We start from the raw sequence: 15,812 nt of genomic DNA, 5'->3' as shown, positions 1-15,812 counted from the left end.
TTGCCAAAGACTGCGGCGGCGAACCTTTTGGGGCCGCCGCCGCATGTCGTTCTGCCGGCGGGTTCATCCGTTCTGGTCGAACTCGCGCAGCAACCGTCGTGCCTGTTCGGAGTAGCGGCCCCTGGGCCGCTTGGCGAGATACTCCACGAGCGCGTCGCGCGAGCGCTCGATCAGCACCTCCTGCCAGTCCGATTCGTCCTCGAGCATCTCGATCCTCCGGCGGGCTTCGCGCAGGTGGTCTCCGCTCGGATATTGCGAGACGTAGCGGCGATAAGCCTCCACCGAATGGGCGTTGCTGACCTCTTCCCAGGTGGCTTCCTCGGCCAGAAGATTGGTCAGACGCTCCTTGATCTCGGGCACGTAGACGCTGGTGGGGAAACGCTCCAGAAAGGCGTCGTAATCGTCCGAGTTCGAGGACTGCATCACCGTCCGGTAAGCTTGCCGATCCTCGGCATCGGCAGGAGCGGCCATTTCGGGCTGCTGGCCGCCGCGCGAGGCGAGCACCGCCTCGCCGGAGGAAAAGTCCGGCCGGCTCTCGATCTCGGCGACAAGATTGATCGCCTCGGAAATCCGTCGGCAGGCGCCGCAGACCGGCGGCATGTCGTTGCAGCTGGCGAGATAGCGCAACAGCCCGTCATAGGACTTGTCGACCGGCCATTGGGAATCGACCGTCGCCTGGGCCCGCTCGCAGATGTCGGCGACCTTCTTTTCGCCCTCGTCCTTTTTCGTGCATTCCTCGCAGTTCTGGACATAGTACCAGTAGGCATCGATGGTACCGTCCCGCTCGGCCGCCGTCCAAAGGGCTTCGTCCTTCAGGGCGGCCGGATCGGGCGCCTTCAGCTTGGCGAGTTCCTGTTCCAGCTCCTGCCGCTTCTGGCAGCATTCGCAGCTTTGCAGATAGGCACCGATCTCCAGCTTGCTGCCGCGCCGCAGGAGGTCCGCGGCGTGCCGCTCCTCGGCCCGGCAGACCGCCTCGCGGCGGCGCTCGTTCTGCACGAGCTCGCGCAATTCGTTCTTGAGTGGGCAGTAGACGCAGCCGCGCAGATAGGATTGCACCCCGCCGAGATTCTTCGATTCCAGGATCTCGCGGGCCGTCAGCCGCTCGTAATGCTCGCGTTCGGTGGCCTCTTCCCGGCCGACGCCGTCTTCCGGTAGCCGGAACAGGATTTCGGATGCGGTGGCCCCGGCGATTTCCGGCGTCTGCCGGAATTCGGGCCGGACCTGCTTGATCCGCCGCGAGACGCGGGTTTGCAGGAAATCCTCCAGCTCGCCGACGGTGATGATACCGTCGCCATTGCCGCCGAAGCGGGTCTGGTCGGCCTCGCCGTAAAGGCCCGAGACCAGAGCGTCGGTGAACACGCCGTGGCGATAGTCGGAATCCCAGACGGCCACCTGATCGGAATGGGCCGCCGCGATCAGCGTCACGCCTTCCTGCGTCTTCACCTGCGGCGGCGTCCCGGAATTCGGGGCGCTGATGCCGGTCACCAGATCGCCGGCATCGGAGCGGCCGGAGAAGCAGCTTTCCAGCATCACGATCGCCCGGCCCTTGGGAAAGATGCGTTTGCGCATCGCCGCGAGCTGCTCGATCATGACGTTGAGATTGTAACCCGTCAGGTCGAGCCGGTCGGCCCGGCTGTCCGAGCCGAGAAGATAGGGGGTCGTGTCGTCCGGGGCCGCCATGAAGGCGCGCGAGCCGTGGCCGACGAAATAGACATAGACTTCCGCGTCGGGCGAGGAGATCTGATTGGCGATCGTGCCCGGCCTGCGGGCGTCGCCGAACAGATATTCGAGCTCGGCCTTGGTCAAATTGTCGTAGCGGGTGATGTTGGCGGGCGCGAGGCCGAACTGCTCGACGAACAGCTTCTCGATCGCCGCCGCATCGTGCTGGGCGTAACGCACGCCCTCCGCATAGCGATAGTCGTGATTGGCGATGACGAAGAGGTGGCGCTGCGGCTGCCCGTCGTCACTGCGATCGTCTGCCCCGATGAAGTCGTTGCCGTCGCTGGCGATACCGTTCGTGTCGATCTCTTCTCCGGCCGGCGTCGCACCGTCGTCGCTCGAGGCGGCGAGGCGGGTCGTCTTGTCCTCGTCCGTGGCCGCCTCCCTGGGCGTGGCCGGGCGGCAACCGTCGAGCATGTCCACATCGGTCACGGCAAGGGCGCGGCGGCGGGCGAGGACGGTGTTTTCGGAGCGGATCGTGATGGTCAGGTCGACGAGGCGCGCGGCCGTGTCCGGCAGGCGGTAGGTCACGTCCATGACGATCCCGTCCTCGCCGTCACCGACCGGACCGGTCTTCAGCGCCGGCAGCGACTTGCCGTCGAGCCAGGCGGCGAGTTCGCCTTCCTGCATCTGGAAATAGGCGGTGGTGAAGGTGTCGGAGGCGCGTTCGGAAAGCGAGCAGATCCCCTCGACCCGCACTTCCGGCCGGAATGCGAGAGCGCTGGCATTGGTCAGCTTCGGTGCGATGCCGGCGAGAACCGCCTGATAGGCACCGGCAAGCTCGACCAGATCGGCGCTCGGTCCCCGGAAATTCTCGATGACGGTGAAGCTTGGCAGATGCAGGTCGAGCGTCACGGTGCGATTGCAGGTGTAGGAGCCCGAGCCCGAGCGCGCGAAGATCGAAACGGTGAGCCGGGCGACGTCGACGGTCGGCCGCGTGGCCTGGACGGCGACCGCGAAGGTCGAGGCGTAGAGCCGGTTGACCACCTGCTCCAGTCGCCGGCCGCTCTCCGCGCCGCTGCCGAGGATCGGCACGAGTACCCGGGCGTTTTCCGCGGTGTTGACGTTGATGGCGAGACCCGAGGTGCGCAGCGCTTCCTGCAGCGCGCCATTGATGCGCGAGCGGACGTTCTCGCTGACATGCGGGTCACCGGCCGGCAGGCCGAGATAGGTCAGATCATAGGGACGTGGCGCGTCAGGGGCGATGCAGTTGGAGGTCAGGATGCCGGCGATCGCCGAGGTGACCTCCAGGCGCGCCTGATCGGCGATCGGCAGGCCGCGCGCGTAGCGTTCGCTTTCCTGCGCCTGTGCCACGGACAAATTGATCGCAAGACAAAAGACGAGGAAAGACGCAACTTGCCGTAGGATAGAACCGATGCTCGATACTCCACTCATCATCGTGTCATCCTCTATGACCAAGAGAGTTCTAGCATGAACTTAACGGCAGGGAACAGGTCCGGGGGCCTGGCGGCCGCTCCCGTGCTCTCGCGCGGGTCTGTCGTGGCGGGGATGCGGTCCGAACAGGCCACCGGCAGAGGGACCGACCGCACGCTGCGTCAAGGGAGATCGTGGCGAACGGATGGTTAAGGTCCGCACGCCACGATCAAGACCGGGTGAAGCCGGCTGTGCCGGTGCTCAGTTGGAAACCTTGCACACTTGGATCAGCCGTCCGCCGCCGAAATCGTCGAGATCCTGGAAGCCGGCGGCGACGAGGCGGCCGGTAACCTTCTGCGACGAATAGGGATAGGCCGGGACCGTGCAGGTCTCGTAAGCTGCGGCCCGGTAGCTCGCCTTCGGCTGAGGCGCGGCGTCGTCCATCATGGCGTCGCCCTTGGCGCTGGCGACGGGCGTATCGCCCGGGCGATCGAGATCGACACCCAGAAGCGAGACGACAACCCGGCGGTTTTCTGGGGCATAGGGGTCGTCTACGCCGGGCGCGGTCGCTTCGCCGATCGCCGCTTCCACGAAGCGGTCGGCCGGGATCTCGAACTTCTCGGTGAGATAGGTCTTCACCGTCTCGATCCGCTTCGTCGAAATCCGGACGTTCTGCTCGCGCGTGCCGGAGGCGTCGGTATAGGCCGAGAGTAGGATCTTCACATCGGTGTCCGTATAGGCACCGAGGATCTCGCCGATCTTATCGAGATCGGCGACGGCCGTCTCGCTGAGCAGCTCGCTGCCGGTCATGAACAGGATCGGCTGTCCGACATCGGTGCGCGCCTCGGGCTCGTCCATCGGCGCGGGCTGATAGGCCGAACGCTTCACGGGCTGCGAATACTCTTCGATCTCGACATATTCGACCGTGTCCGTGAACGGCGAAACCGTCTGGTAGCTGTAGACGAGGCGGCCGTCATAGTTCCGGTAGGGCCGCGCGACATAATCGAAATCATCGAGATCGTGGCCGGTGGAACCGGAATAGTGGCCGTAGCCCACATGGGTGGAATAGCTGCCATAGCCGCGATGATGCGACCTGTAACCGCCATAATAGCCGGTGTGGTGCGACTTGTAGCTCGCATGGCTGCCGTAGCCGCCATGGCTGGTGGACGAGCCGATGATCCGGTTGATCTGGGCAGCACTGGCGCGCGGGCCGTAATATCCGTCCGCTCCAGCGGTCGTCGGCAGCAGGCTTGCGCCGACCGCGAACATCGTGGACCAGAGGGCGGTAGTGGTCAGTTTCGAACGCATCTTTGTTCTCCTCACGTCGAATGCTCGCTGCATTCCGTGCCGTGAGTGGAAAGCTCAGATCGATTCAGCTTCGGGAGCAGTCTGTGGTCCGGATCCACAAAGGCGGCACACCACCCCTTTGGGATCGAAACGCGCTCGCCCCGGCCAGGGAGATCCGACCGGGGCGAGCGAAGGCTTGTGCGTGAACGTGCGGATCAGCGGTTCACGGCGACATTGTCGAAGCTGGCGTCCCGCGGCAGGCGCAGGGTGCGCAGGAAGGCGATCAGCGCATCCTGGTCGGCCGGCGACAGGGCCTGGAACGCGGCGACCGCGCCGTTCGCCTCGCTGACGAGGCCGGAACCGTCATCCGGGCAGGCGCTGTCGGCGTGCTTCAGGATCGCGTCGCGCAGGCTGAGCGCGCGTCCGTCATGCAGCCACGGCCCGGTATCCGCAACACCCCAGAGCGGGCGAGTCACATACTGGTCGCGCGGCACGAAGACGCCCTCGCGATCGGTCTGCTGGCGGATGACGTCGGCGAGGCACCGGCCCATGGCGTGACGCTTCAGGTCCGAAAACAGCGGCACCTCGATCGCACCGGTGGAATCGGACGGCAGCCGCGGCTGAGACGCCTGATAGACACGGTCCTCGGACGGCGTGTTCATGTTGAGGTTGAAGGCGAAGGCGGCGCCGTTCGGCAGGTTCCGCCCGGTCTCCTGGGTGCTTTCCCGGGTCACCGCCCGTTCGCGGGCCGAGGTCTGGCCACCGGCGAGGAACTCCCGTTCGACCGGCAGCGGCAGGCCGCGCGGAGCCGCCTGACCGAGGCCGACACCGTTTTCCGTGACCGTGAGGGCCGGACCGCCACGAGCGGATTCGCGCGAGGCGATGGCGGCGGCTTCCGGGGTACGCGGGTCGTGCACGGTGACCACCGGGTTGAGCACGGTCTTCGACACCTGGTGACAGGTGACGCAGGCATCGGCGGAATTCGCCAGACCGCTGCCTTCGAAAAGTTCGCGGCCGCGAGCGACCTGCGCCTGCTCCTGGTTGCCGGCCGGGGCCGCCTGCGAGGGCGGCCGGGCGCTGAGCGCGAAGGCGGCGAGCGCCGTCACCTCTCCGACCGAAACCTCGTTGGCAATCCCGTCGCCATCCGGATCGGCATCGTTCGGGGCGAGTTCCACCGGCACCATGCCGAAGTGGAAGTTCAGCGCGTCACGAACGAAATTGCGCATGTTCGAGGCGATTCCCTTCCACTGGAAGGGACGCACGACGAAATCCTCGCTGACGCCCTCGATGCCGTCGCATCGCTCGACCAGTCCGGGATTCTCGCCGCAGGGCTGGAGAAGCCCGGCCGGAGAGGGAGCGCTCGGATCGACGCGGACCTGATAGCGGCCGAAATTCGTGCCCTTGGAATTGAGACGGATCTCGTACCACTGGCCGCGTGCCGAGTCTGCCTGGCTGATCGCCGCGCGGCGCTGGGACAGGAGGTCGAAGGTCATCTCCTCGGCGAGTTTCTGGGTGTAGCCGGCGCCGAGAACATGGGGCGGATTGCGCAGGAAGACGGCGTACATGTTGCCGGGATCGGCGGCACCGCGCTCGCGGAAGGCGTCGAGTACCCATTGCGGCGCGGGATCTTCCAGAAGCGGATTGATGATCGCGGCCGAGGTGACGGCGCCGGCACCGGAGACCCGGTCCGGCCGCACCGTGCGACCCGGCGTCACGCCGCCTTCCAGATCCTCGAAACCCGAGACGTTGTGGCATTCGAGACAGGCCTGGGCGTCGAGGCCGTGGACGCGCATCCAGGGGATCTGCGCGAACGGTGCCATCGGGCCAAGACCGCTGCTGACCATCTGGCGGCGCTTCTTCTCGCGCGGGCCCGTCGGCCCTTCGCCATAGCCTTCGCGCGCAACGAAGGACTGGGTGAACAGGTGGCGTCCGATCTCGATCACATGGGCGAAGCCGACATTGCCGTTCGAGATCTCGTCCTGCGACAGGCGGATGCCTTCACCAAGCGAAGGCTCGTCACCGTTCGGCAGCCGCGTCGCGGCGGGGACGGTGTTGCCGGGCACCGGGGTCGGATTGCTGGCATAGGCCGGTGTGGCCGTGTCGGGCGCCGGCTGGGCGTCGGCTGCCGGCGCCGGGATCGGCTCCGGATTGGGAGGAGAGGGCGCGGCCGGGGCGGGCTGTGGATCGGGGTTGGCCGCCGGCGGCTGGGCCGCTGGCGGCTGGGTCTGCTGGGAGCCGCCGCCGAGAATGGCGTCGTTGATGGCGTCGCTCAACTGGGCGTGCAACGGCGTGGCCGCAGCGACGAGCACGGTCAGGGCCGTGCCGGCGAGAATGGCGTTGCGGATCATGTTCGAGGGCATCGGTTCAGGGCCTCCCCAATCGGGTGACGTTTTTCTCAGCGGACTCGTTGATGGCGTGCCGCCGCAACACTATGGCGGGAGGAAAGAGCGATGGAAATGATTTCAGCGCGATCGCAAGTCCTGACGTCTGCGTCTTCTTGATCTCGGCCGTCATGTCCATTTCTCTGAGGCGGCAGCCATTCGGTTCGCCTCTGCCGCAGTGGAAGGCCAAGAGCGTTTTTGGCGCTGCTGTCGTTCATGAGGGCTCGTGGCGCCCGAGAGACGACAGACCTGCAAGGCAATGGTACTGCGGGATCAGATTCTTACGCAACGGAAATTTCATGCGCTGTCGTCACGACGTCGTCAGGCCGGCATCGGGCCGTTAGGCATTCGACCAGTTTTTTCGTGTCATCCTGTCCGTCAGAAGCGGCGATCTGCTAAAGCAACGAAGAAGACGTCGGTCAAGGCAAATGCGGCCTGACGTTGTCTGCGAAGAGCGGTGTGACAAACCCATGACCCAATTGCCTCCCATTGTCCCGATCATCATGGCCGGCGGGGCGGGATCGCGGCTCTGGCCGGTCTCGCGCGACACGATGCCGAAGCAGTTCATCGAGCTGCTGGATGCCGGTCTGTCCGCCTTCCAGGCGACGGTCCGCCGAGTGGTCGGCGAGGGGTTCGGGAGGCCCATCGTCGTCACCAACAACGATTTCCGTTTCATCACCGCCGAACAGTTGGCGCGGATCGGGGTCGAGGCCGAGATCGTGCTCGAGCCGGAACGCCGCGACAGTGCGCCTGCGGTGGCGGTGGGAGCGGTGCTCGCCGAACGGCAACTGGCCGGCAGCCTCTGCCTGCTTCTCGCCTCGGATCACGTCATCACCGACGAGCCAGGCTTCCGGCGCGCCATCGAAAAGGCCGCTCGGGTCGCGGCCACCGGCCGGATCATGACCCTCGGCATCCGGCCCGACCATCCTTCGACCGCCTATGGCTACATCCACCCTTCCGACGACGACCTCGGCGAAGGCGCCCGTTCGATCGAGCGCTTCGTCGAAAAGCCCGACCGGGCGACGGCCGAGGGCTACATTGCCGAAGGATATGTCTGGAATTCCGGCAATTTCGCCTTTTCCACCGAGATCATGCTGGAGGAGCTGAAGACCCACGCTCCGAATGTCCTGTCGGCGGCCCGCGAGGCGGTGGAAAAGGCTACGCGCGATCTCGACTTCGTCCGCCTCGATGCTGCGGCCTTTGCGGCCTCGCCGACGATCTCGATCGACTATGCTGTGATGGAAAAGACCAAGGTGGGCGGCGTCGTCGCCGCCGATTTCGGCTGGTCGGACATCGGCTCCTGGGACTCACTCTATGCAGTGAAGCCCAAGGACGAGGACGGCAACCGGCTGGAAGGTGACGTCGTCGCGCTCGACACGAAGAACAGCTTCGTGCGCTCGGAAGAAGCGCTGACAACTGTCGTCGGCCTCGACGACGTGGTGGTCGTGACCACCCATGACGCGGTGCTGGTCTCCTCGATGAAGGCGGCGCCGAAAGTGAAGACTCTGGTCGCCGAACTCAAGAAGTCCGGCCGCCGGGAGGCCGGCGAGCATCTGCGCATGCACCGGCCCTGGGGCTGGTATCAGCGCATCGATATCGGCGACCGGTTCCAGGTGAAGCATATCTGCGTCAAACCCGGCGGTCGCCTGTCCCTGCAGCGCCACCATCACCGCGCCGAGCACTGGGTGGTCGTTCACGGGACGGCCGAGGTGACGATCGACGGCGAAGTGAAGTTCTATCACGAGAACGAAGCCGCCTATCTGCCCATCGGCTGTGTCCACCGCCTGCACAATCCCGGCAAGATCGACCTGAAGCTCATCGAGGTGCAGGTCGGCAGCTACACTGGCGAGGACGACATCGTGCGGATCGAGGATATCTACGCGCGGGGGTAATGAGGGGGCTGCGGAAGGACCAAGGAATTGCCGACACCACCTCTTGAAAATCAAGAAGCACGCCTCGATGCTTCGTCATCCTCGGGCTTGTCCCGAGGATCTACTGCCGACGAAGGGCCAAAATCGTCACCGAATGCCCTTCCGCTCAAGAAGAGCCCTACGAACTCCTTTCGGTAGATCCTCGGGACAAGCCCGAGGATGACGGCCTATAGGGGGGCTAGCAACCTGAAGATAATGTGTTTCTGGGGGTTGCCGCGTCTCGCTATCGCCTACCCGTGAAGCGTTTCATCGAAAATGTGTGAATGTTGTAGGGATGGGCTCGAGAATGACGAAGCTTCATTCTTCGCGGCCATTTCCCACGGCGTGTGTCTCATGGCGAAAAAGGAACCACCCATGTCGAGCCTGAAATTCGGGACCAGCGGCCTGCGCGGCCTCGTCACCGATCTCCTCGGGTGGCCATGCTACGCGTACAGTCTGGCCTTTCTGCGCTATCTCGACGCCAACAATCTTGCCACCGCCTCGCGGCAGGTTCTGGTCGGACGGGACCTCAGGTCGAGCAGCCCGCGGATCGCCGGGCTCGTTCTCGCAGCCGCCGAAGCGGCGGGTTTCGAACCCATCGACTGCGGAGCCGTGCCGACGCCGGCCCTCGCCCATGCCGCTATGGCGTGGCACGCGGCGGCGATCATGGTGACCGGAAGCCATATCCCCGACGATCGCAACGGTTTGAAGTTCTATTCGCCAACTGGCGAGATCGGCAAGGCGGACGAAGCCGGCATTCTGGAAGCCTTCGGCGCGCTTCGCGAAGATGATCTTCTCGAATTCGAGGCGCTGGCCGAGTGGGAACACCGCGCCGAGGCCCTTGATGCGCAGACGCCCTTCGTGGCGCGCTATGAGCGATTCTTCGGTCCAGACGCACTGTCGGGTCTGACAATCGGCGTCTATCAACATTCCTCCGTCGCCCGCGATCTTCTCGTCCGCGTGATCGAAGGGCTCGGTGCCGAGACCATCGCCTATGGCCGGGCAGATGCCTTCATTCCGGTCGACACCGAAGCCCATCGCCCGGAGGATCTGAAGCTTCTGAAAGGCTGGGCGGAGGAGGGGCGCTGTGACGCCTTCGTCTCGACCGATGGCGACGCCGATCGCCCGCTTGTCGCGGACGCCTCCGGGACGGTTCTGCGGGGCGACGTGATCGGACTTCTCACCGCCCATCACCTGAAGCTTCGCACCATCATTACCCCAGTCACGTCGAGCTCGGCCATCGAGCGTTCGGGAATTGCCGCCAAGGTCGTCCGCACGAAGGTCGGCAGCCCCTTCGTCATCGCGGGAATGGAAAAGGCCGCCAGGGCGGGCGAGCCCGGCATCGTCGGCTTCGAGGCGAATGGCGGCCTGCTGCTCGGTTCTGCGGTCGAACTGCAGGGGCGCCGGCTCGAAGCGCTGCCCACCCGCGACAGCGTCCTGCCGATCCTTTCGGTCCTGTGCGAAGTCGCAGCCAGCCGCACTCCGCTCGCAAAGCTCGTCGATGGTCTCGATGCCGGTTTTACCGCCGCGCACCGGCTCAAAGAGGTCCCGGCCGAGAAGAGCGCGCCCTTCCTGCGGCGTCTTGCCGATGACGAAACCTGGCGCGAAGGCTTCTTCGAGCCGGTCGGGGCTGTCGCCGAAAACAACCGCCTCGACGGTGTCCGGGTGATGCTCGTCTCCGGAGAGTCGGTCCATTACCGGGCCTCCGGAAACGCACCGGAACTCAGATGCTATGTGGAGGCGGCGAGCGCAGAAGCAGCCGAGCGGCTTCTCGCCTGGGGCCTCGAAGCAGCCGAGAAAGCCCTGTCGGTGCAAACCGCGTCGTAGAGATGAAGACCGCCGGCGGAACTGCGATCAGCGTCCGCGCCAGGCGTCCTTCACATGCACCGGCCAGCGCTTCGGAAGGACGGCGACGATGTCGAAGCGCAGCGACAGCTTGTGATAATCCGGCTGGCGTGTGAGCCAGAGATCGGCGGCGGCCTCGATCCGGCGCTGGGCCATCGGGCCGACGGCATCCATCGCCGCTGTCAGCGTCGGCCGGGCCTTCACCTCGACGACCGCGACGAGGTTGCCGCGCCGGGCGATGATGTCGACCTCGCCCGCCCTGGTTCGGAATTGCCGCGCGAGGATTCGGTAGCCCTTCAGCCGCAGCGCCCAGGCGGCAAGCCACTCGCCGCGATGGCCGCGGCCAAGATGGCGACGCTTTGCTGCCTTCGCATCCGGCTGGCCGCGCGGCTGCCGGCTCATTTTCCTTTGATCTCAAGGGCGCGCTGATAGAGATCACGGCGGGGAAGGCCGGTGAGCTTCGCCGCCTCCTGAGCGGCCTTGGCCGGTTTCATCTCCTCCAGCAGGCCGGCGAGGATCTGGTCGGCATCGGCCTCGCCCGCCTTTGCGGCTTCCGGCGGCGGCGCGATGCACACGACGATCTCGCCGCGCACGTCGCCCATGTCCGAAAACTGCCGCGCGAGTTCGGGCAGGGGGCCACGATAGACCGTCTCGTGCATCTTGGTGAGTTCGCGGCAGACGGCGGCGTCTCGCTCGGGATAGGCGTCCGCCATCGCCGCAAGGCTTGCCGCGATCCGGTACGGCGCTTCGAAGAAGATCAGCGTTCCGGGGATCCGGGCCAGGGCCTCCAGCCGTTCGGCCCGGGCCTTTTCCTTCTGCGGCAGAAATCCGGCGAAGAAGAACGCGTCCGTCGGCAGGCCACTCGCCAGAAGCGCCGTGGTCACCGCCGAGGCGCCGGGGATCGGCACCACCCTGACGTCGGCCTCATGGGCGCTCTGCACCAGCCGGTAGCCCGGATCGGAGACGAGCGGCGTGCCCGCGTCGGAGACCAGCGCCACGGATTCGCCCGCTTCTATCGCGGCGATCAGAGCAGGCCCTGCCTCGGCGGCGTTGTGCTCGTGATAGGGCGTCATCCGCCGCTCGATCCCGAAGCGCTGGAGGAGCTTTCCGGTGACGCGGGTGTCCTCGCAGGCGAGCCGGTCGGCTCCGGCGATGATCTCGAGCGCCCGAAGCGTGATGTCGCCGAGGTTTCCGATCGGTGTCGCAACGAGATAAAGCGCCGCCTCCGGGCGCGAGGCCGGGCGCGTCTGGCCGAAGAGCGTGAAACGGGGGTGGGGATCGTTCATCGTCTCGCTGTACCGGCTCCGGCCCGCTCCTGACAATCGCGTTCATGCGCGCCTTAAAACGCCGTTGGAAGCCTGTGTCGGCCTGTGACACGCGACACAGCGACCGGGCGACCGTCTCGGTAGGGTCCTTCTCATCGGGCGAGGCAAGAGGCCTCACCCGCCAAACCAAGGAGAAGAGACCATGTTCAAGAAGACCCTGATCGGCCTTGCCACCCTCGCCGTCGTCGCGACCGCCACGGCCTCGACCGCGAATGCCGGCTACAAGTCGCACGGCTTTCACAAGTCGCACGGCTTCCACAAGTTCGTCGGCTACAAGAAGCACTGTAACTGGATCAAGAAGAAGATCTTCATCGGCTACGACTACTACGGCAAGCCGATCTTCAAGTGGAAGCGCTTCAAGGTCTGCCACTGAGCATCGCCCCGACTCGGAAGCAGATCGAGAGCCCTCGGCGTCACGGACGTCGGGGGTTTTTCGTTTGCGCGCCGCGTTGTGGTCGGTTCGCGCGACACCGCGTCTGCTTTGGGCTGTGACGGCCGTCACAGCGAGCGCTCAGGCTTTTCCAATATCTCTTCGTCATCATCGAAAACGAACGGCGGCGGAAGATCGGCCGCCGTCGCGCGCAACAGGACGATACCCCATGAGTCGCACCATCCGACAGACTGCCCTTTTCGTCATCCTGCCGCTGCTTCTCGCAATGGCGGCGCTCTTTGCCTTCGCCTTTGCCGTCACCTTCGACGATGTGACGCTTGGCATGATGATCGGCGGCACCGCAGCTGCGCTGGTCGTGACACCGCTGCCCTGACCTTCGGCAGGGGTGATTTTCGCGCAGAAAATCCGATTGATCATTCCCCGGCGGGTTCGGACAGTCTGGCAAAGGCCCGTGACAAGAGCGCACGACCGCCCCGTTCGACGAGCGGAGCATGGGCCATGACGATTTTGTCCGTCGGCCAGGCGAGGATGCGGGAAAGCGCCGTGCGCCCGGCGGGACGGCCCAGAAAGGCCAGACGGAACTTGGCCGGCATGCACGGTTCTGACGCGATCATGCCGTCCATCCAGGCTACCGCGGCACGCCATCCCGAGAACCAGTTCGACGGAAATTGCTGCAGGAGATCGGTAATCAGGACCGTCCGGCTGCGCCGATGGAAGAAGACGACCTCGGTGGTGATGCGGTTCGCCACCACGACCTGCTCGATCTCATCGCTCCATCCTTCATCCGCGACGTCCCCGAGGTCAGTGGCGAAGGCGATGTCGGGACGCTTCTGGCGCAAGCCGGGCGCTGCATGAGCCCGCGCCTGCGGATAGACGGCCAGCCAGTCGGCCAGAAAGACGTGGTGCAATCCATTCGGAGCAATCAGATGCCGCACCGGTCCGATCGCATCGACCTCCGCCTGGAGGGCATGCGAGATTCGGACCGGTGACCAGACGAAGAGATCGCCACTCTCAAGCCGCACCAGGACCATGCGCGTCGGATAATGAAACCCTGCGGCCGCTTCGACGACCGGGCCGTCTGCGATCCAGAGATCCGGACCGAACGGAATGAGCGTCATGGCGGACTCCCCGGGTTCGATGGCACAGGTCCGAATTCATAGGGGTCCGCCGTCGAGTTCGGAAGCGGAGGGCTGTGCGCGGCCCTCGAGACGGACGCCGCCCCGCTCAATCCGCTTTCCGCCGACGGCCATAGAGCTCCAGGCGGTGGGACACGATCTCATAGCCGAGTTCCTCGGCGATCATTTCCTGCAACCGCTCGATCCGGTCGGACCGGAACTCGACCACCTCGCCGGTCTCGATGTCGATGAGATGATCGTGGTGTCGGCCTCCGGCCTGCTCGAACCGGGCTGGCCCGCCTTCGAAGGTGTGACGCTGGATCGCGCCCTTTTCCTCCAGAACCTTCATGGTCCGATAGACCGTGGAAAGCGAGATCGACGGGTCGATCCGCGAAGCGCGGCGATAAAGCGCCAGGGCGTCGGGGTGATCGTCGTCCTCGGCCAGAATGGCGAGGATCGTCCGGCGCTGGCGGGTGATGCGCAGACCCGCCGCCCGCAACACGGTCTCGTAGTCCATGGCCGTTCCGCTGTTTCCGTCACCCATGATCTTCGACGTTGATCGTCAGACCGCGCCCGCTCGTCTGCCGGCCCCATTCTCGGACAAGGACCCGACCATGGGTCGTCGCGCCGGAAGGCACCAGATCCTGCAAATCATCCAGAGCGCTTCTTTGCAAATGATTTGCAATGCAAAAGGAAGGCCGCATCCTTTGCAGGGCCCGTGAGTTCAGCCTTGACGCGACCCACAGAACGGCCAGGCAGGGACAAAAGACAATTACGGCAAAACGGACCGAAGAACCGCAATCGGAGGGCGGCCCCCTGGGGGGAAGCGGGCATGTCGCCTCTCTCGACGAATCCCATCGCTCGGTGGCGGTCGGTTCCGGCGGAGTCTTTCGGCGCTTCCTTGCCTTTGTCGGCCCCGGCTTTCTCGTGGCGGTCGGCTACATGGATCCCGGCAACTGGGCGACCTCGATCGCCGGCGGCTCGCAATTCGGCTACACGCTTCTCGCCGCGGTGCTTCTATCCTCGTTGATGGCGATTCTCCTGCAGGCGCTCTGTGCGCGCTTCGCCATCGCCACCGGTCTCGACCTTGCCCAGGCCTGCCGGGAGTATTTCCCTCGCTGGGTCTCGCTGCCCCTCTGGGTGCTGGCCGAACTTGCCATCATCGCCACCGATCTTGCCGAGGTGATCGGAACCGCGATTGGCCTGCAGCTTCTGTTCGGCCTGCCGCTGGTCTGGGGCGTGGTCGTCACCGCGCTCGACGTCTTCCTGATTCTCTATCTCCAGAATCGCGGTTTCCGCTATATCGAGGCCTTCGTGGCGACGATGATCCTGATCATCGCCGTCTGTTTCGTCGGCGAGCTGATCCTCGCCCAGCCCGCGATCGCCGAGATCGCCGCAGGCCTGTTCCCCTCGCCCGAGATCGTGACGAACGGGGCGATGCTTTACATCGCGCTCGGTATCCTCGGCGCGACGGTGATGCCTCACAATCTCTATCTTCATACGGGCGTTCTCCACACGCGCGCCTATGACCAGGAAAAGGGCGGGCGTCGTGCAGCGATCCGATTCGCCACGATCGATTCCTCTGTGGCGCTCGCTTTTGCCTTTCTCGTGAATGCGGCGATCCTGATTCTGGCCGCGGCCGCCTTCCAGGGATCGGGCGCCGGAAAGGTCGAGGATCTCACCGATGCGCATGCGCTTCTCGAGCCGCTGCTGGGCTCGGCGCTTGCCCCGATTCTCTTTGCGGTCGCGCTTCTGGCCTCGGGCCTTTCCTCGACCGTGACCGCCACCATGGCGGGGCAGATCGTCATGCAGGGCTTCCTGCGGATGCGGCTGCCGGTCGTTCTCCGGCGACTGATCACGCGCGGACTGGCGATCGTGCCCGCCGCCTTTGCCATCATTTCCTATGGCGAGACGGGCGCGGCCGAACTTCTCGTCCTTTCCCAGGTCGTCCTGTCGCTGCAGCTGCCCTTTGCGGTGATTCCACTCGTGCTGTTCTCCAGCCAGAGCGAGAAGATGGGCAAGTTGCGCCCCTCCAGATGGCTCCTTGCGCTCGCGGCGATCATCGCGGTGCTGATCGTCGTTCTCAATACGAAGCTCGTTTGGGACTTTCTCGCCGGCAATGGGGGAATCTGATTTGCGAGGCCGAAAAAATCGCGTGCCGATTCGTTCGATTCGATACCCCCATGACGCACTGATGACGCCCCGGAACGCTGAAAATGCTGCGTTTTCCGGCGATTTTTGCGGGTTTTGAAGGCTTCGAATTTTTCTCGAAAAAAGTCGTTGACTTCGAAAAGGGCCAGGGCCTATAAGCCACCCATCGACGGCGACGGCGCCGCCGGCGAGCCCTCCGGTTCGCTCTAAAGGTTGCCGAAAACGCCGATCAAACGATCTTTCGGACTTCGGTCGGAATGACAAAGGGATGATGAAGGCGGCTTGCCCGCATCACCCGACGACAACATGTTTGT

Annotated in this window: 12 protein-coding genes; 5 read left to right on the top strand and 7 right to left on the bottom strand. The window is 65.0% G+C overall.

Features of this window, described 5'->3' with window-relative positions; translation table 11 throughout:
• Positions 1–63: 63 nt before the first annotated feature.
• From MF134_RS03575 to MF134_RS03565, 3 genes are all read right to left on the bottom strand, one after another.
• Positions 64–3,033, bottom strand: a complete 2,970-nt coding sequence (locus MF134_RS03575) for a caspase family protein (protein WP_255338036.1) — start codon at positions 3,031–3,033, stop codon at positions 64–66.
• A gap of 321 nt (positions 3,034–3,354) precedes the next feature.
• Positions 3,355–4,401 carry an OmpA family protein gene (locus MF134_RS03570; protein ID WP_255338035.1) on the bottom strand — a complete coding sequence of 349 codons (1,047 nt, stop codon included), beginning with the start codon at positions 4,399–4,401 and terminating at the stop codon, positions 3,355–3,357.
• Between the two features lie 194 nt (positions 4,402–4,595).
• Positions 4,596–6,740 (bottom strand): di-heme oxidoredictase family protein, encoded by a 2,145-nt coding sequence (locus MF134_RS03565; protein ID WP_255338034.1) that lies wholly within the window; start codon positions 6,738–6,740, stop codon positions 4,596–4,598.
• A 491-nt stretch (positions 6,741–7,231) separates the two neighbouring features.
• On the opposite strand from MF134_RS03565, the gene MF134_RS03560 reads away from it, so the two are divergent.
• Both MF134_RS03560 and MF134_RS03555 read left to right on the top strand, forming a co-directional pair.
• Entirely contained in the window at positions 7,232–8,653 is a 1,422-nt protein-coding gene (locus MF134_RS03560) for a mannose-1-phosphate guanylyltransferase/mannose-6-phosphate isomerase (protein ID WP_255338033.1), read from the top strand.
• A 393-nt stretch (positions 8,654–9,046) separates the two neighbouring features.
• A complete protein-coding gene (locus tag MF134_RS03555; RefSeq protein ID WP_255338032.1) occupies positions 9,047–10,498 on the top strand; it encodes a phosphomannomutase in 1,452 nt (483 codons plus the stop codon).
• A gap of 27 nt (positions 10,499–10,525) precedes the next feature.
• On the opposite strand, the gene MF134_RS03550 is transcribed toward MF134_RS03555, so the two are convergent.
• Together MF134_RS03550 and rsmI are read right to left on the bottom strand one after the other, a co-directional pair.
• Positions 10,526–10,918: a YraN family protein gene (locus tag MF134_RS03550; RefSeq protein WP_255338031.1), complete on the bottom strand. Its 393-nt coding sequence runs from the start codon at positions 10,916–10,918 to the stop codon at positions 10,526–10,528.
• Positions 10,915–11,802 carry a 16S rRNA (cytidine(1402)-2'-O)-methyltransferase gene (gene rsmI / locus MF134_RS03545; RefSeq protein ID WP_255338030.1) on the bottom strand — a complete coding sequence of 296 codons (888 nt, stop codon included), beginning with the start codon at positions 11,800–11,802 and terminating at the stop codon, positions 10,915–10,917. Before rsmI ends, MF134_RS03550 begins: the two co-directional genes overlap by 4 nt.
• Positions 11,803–11,983: 181 nt before the next feature.
• On the opposite strand from rsmI, the gene MF134_RS03540 reads away from it, so the two are divergent.
• Complete coding sequence (locus tag MF134_RS03540; RefSeq protein ID WP_255338029.1) at positions 11,984–12,214, top strand: hypothetical protein; 231 nt, start codon at positions 11,984–11,986, stop codon at positions 12,212–12,214.
• A 226-nt stretch (positions 12,215–12,440) separates the two neighbouring features.
• Positions 12,441–12,605 carry a hypothetical protein gene (locus tag MF134_RS03535; protein ID WP_255338028.1) on the top strand — a complete coding sequence of 55 codons (165 nt, stop codon included), beginning with the start codon at positions 12,441–12,443 and terminating at the stop codon, positions 12,603–12,605.
• Positions 12,606–12,645: 40 nt separating this feature from the next.
• On the opposite strand, the gene MF134_RS03530 is transcribed toward MF134_RS03535, so the two are convergent.
• Both MF134_RS03530 and MF134_RS03525 read right to left on the bottom strand, forming a co-directional pair.
• Positions 12,646–13,350 carry a DUF4336 domain-containing protein gene (locus MF134_RS03530; protein WP_255338027.1) on the bottom strand — a complete coding sequence of 235 codons (705 nt, stop codon included), beginning with the start codon at positions 13,348–13,350 and terminating at the stop codon, positions 12,646–12,648.
• A gap of 106 nt (positions 13,351–13,456) precedes the next feature.
• Positions 13,457–13,891 carry a Fur family transcriptional regulator gene (locus MF134_RS03525; RefSeq protein ID WP_255338026.1) on the bottom strand — a complete coding sequence of 145 codons (435 nt, stop codon included), beginning with the start codon at positions 13,889–13,891 and terminating at the stop codon, positions 13,457–13,459.
• A 140-nt stretch (positions 13,892–14,031) separates the two neighbouring features.
• Here MF134_RS03525 and MF134_RS03520 point away from each other — a divergent pair, with 140 nt between their 5' ends.
• The gene (locus tag MF134_RS03520) at positions 14,032–15,480 is read left to right on the top strand and encodes an Nramp family divalent metal transporter (RefSeq protein WP_457589942.1); all 1,449 of its coding nucleotides are present in this window, start codon (positions 14,032–14,034) and stop codon (positions 15,478–15,480) included.
• Positions 15,481–15,812: the final 332 nt, after the last annotated feature.

It is taken from the genome of Jiella marina (assembly GCF_024359545.1).
In the GTDB taxonomy this organism is placed as follows: domain Bacteria; phylum Pseudomonadota; class Alphaproteobacteria; order Rhizobiales; family Rhizobiaceae; genus Jiella.
Note: the sequence above shows the minus strand (reverse complement) of the source record. Positions and strands in the feature narration are given on the sequence as shown.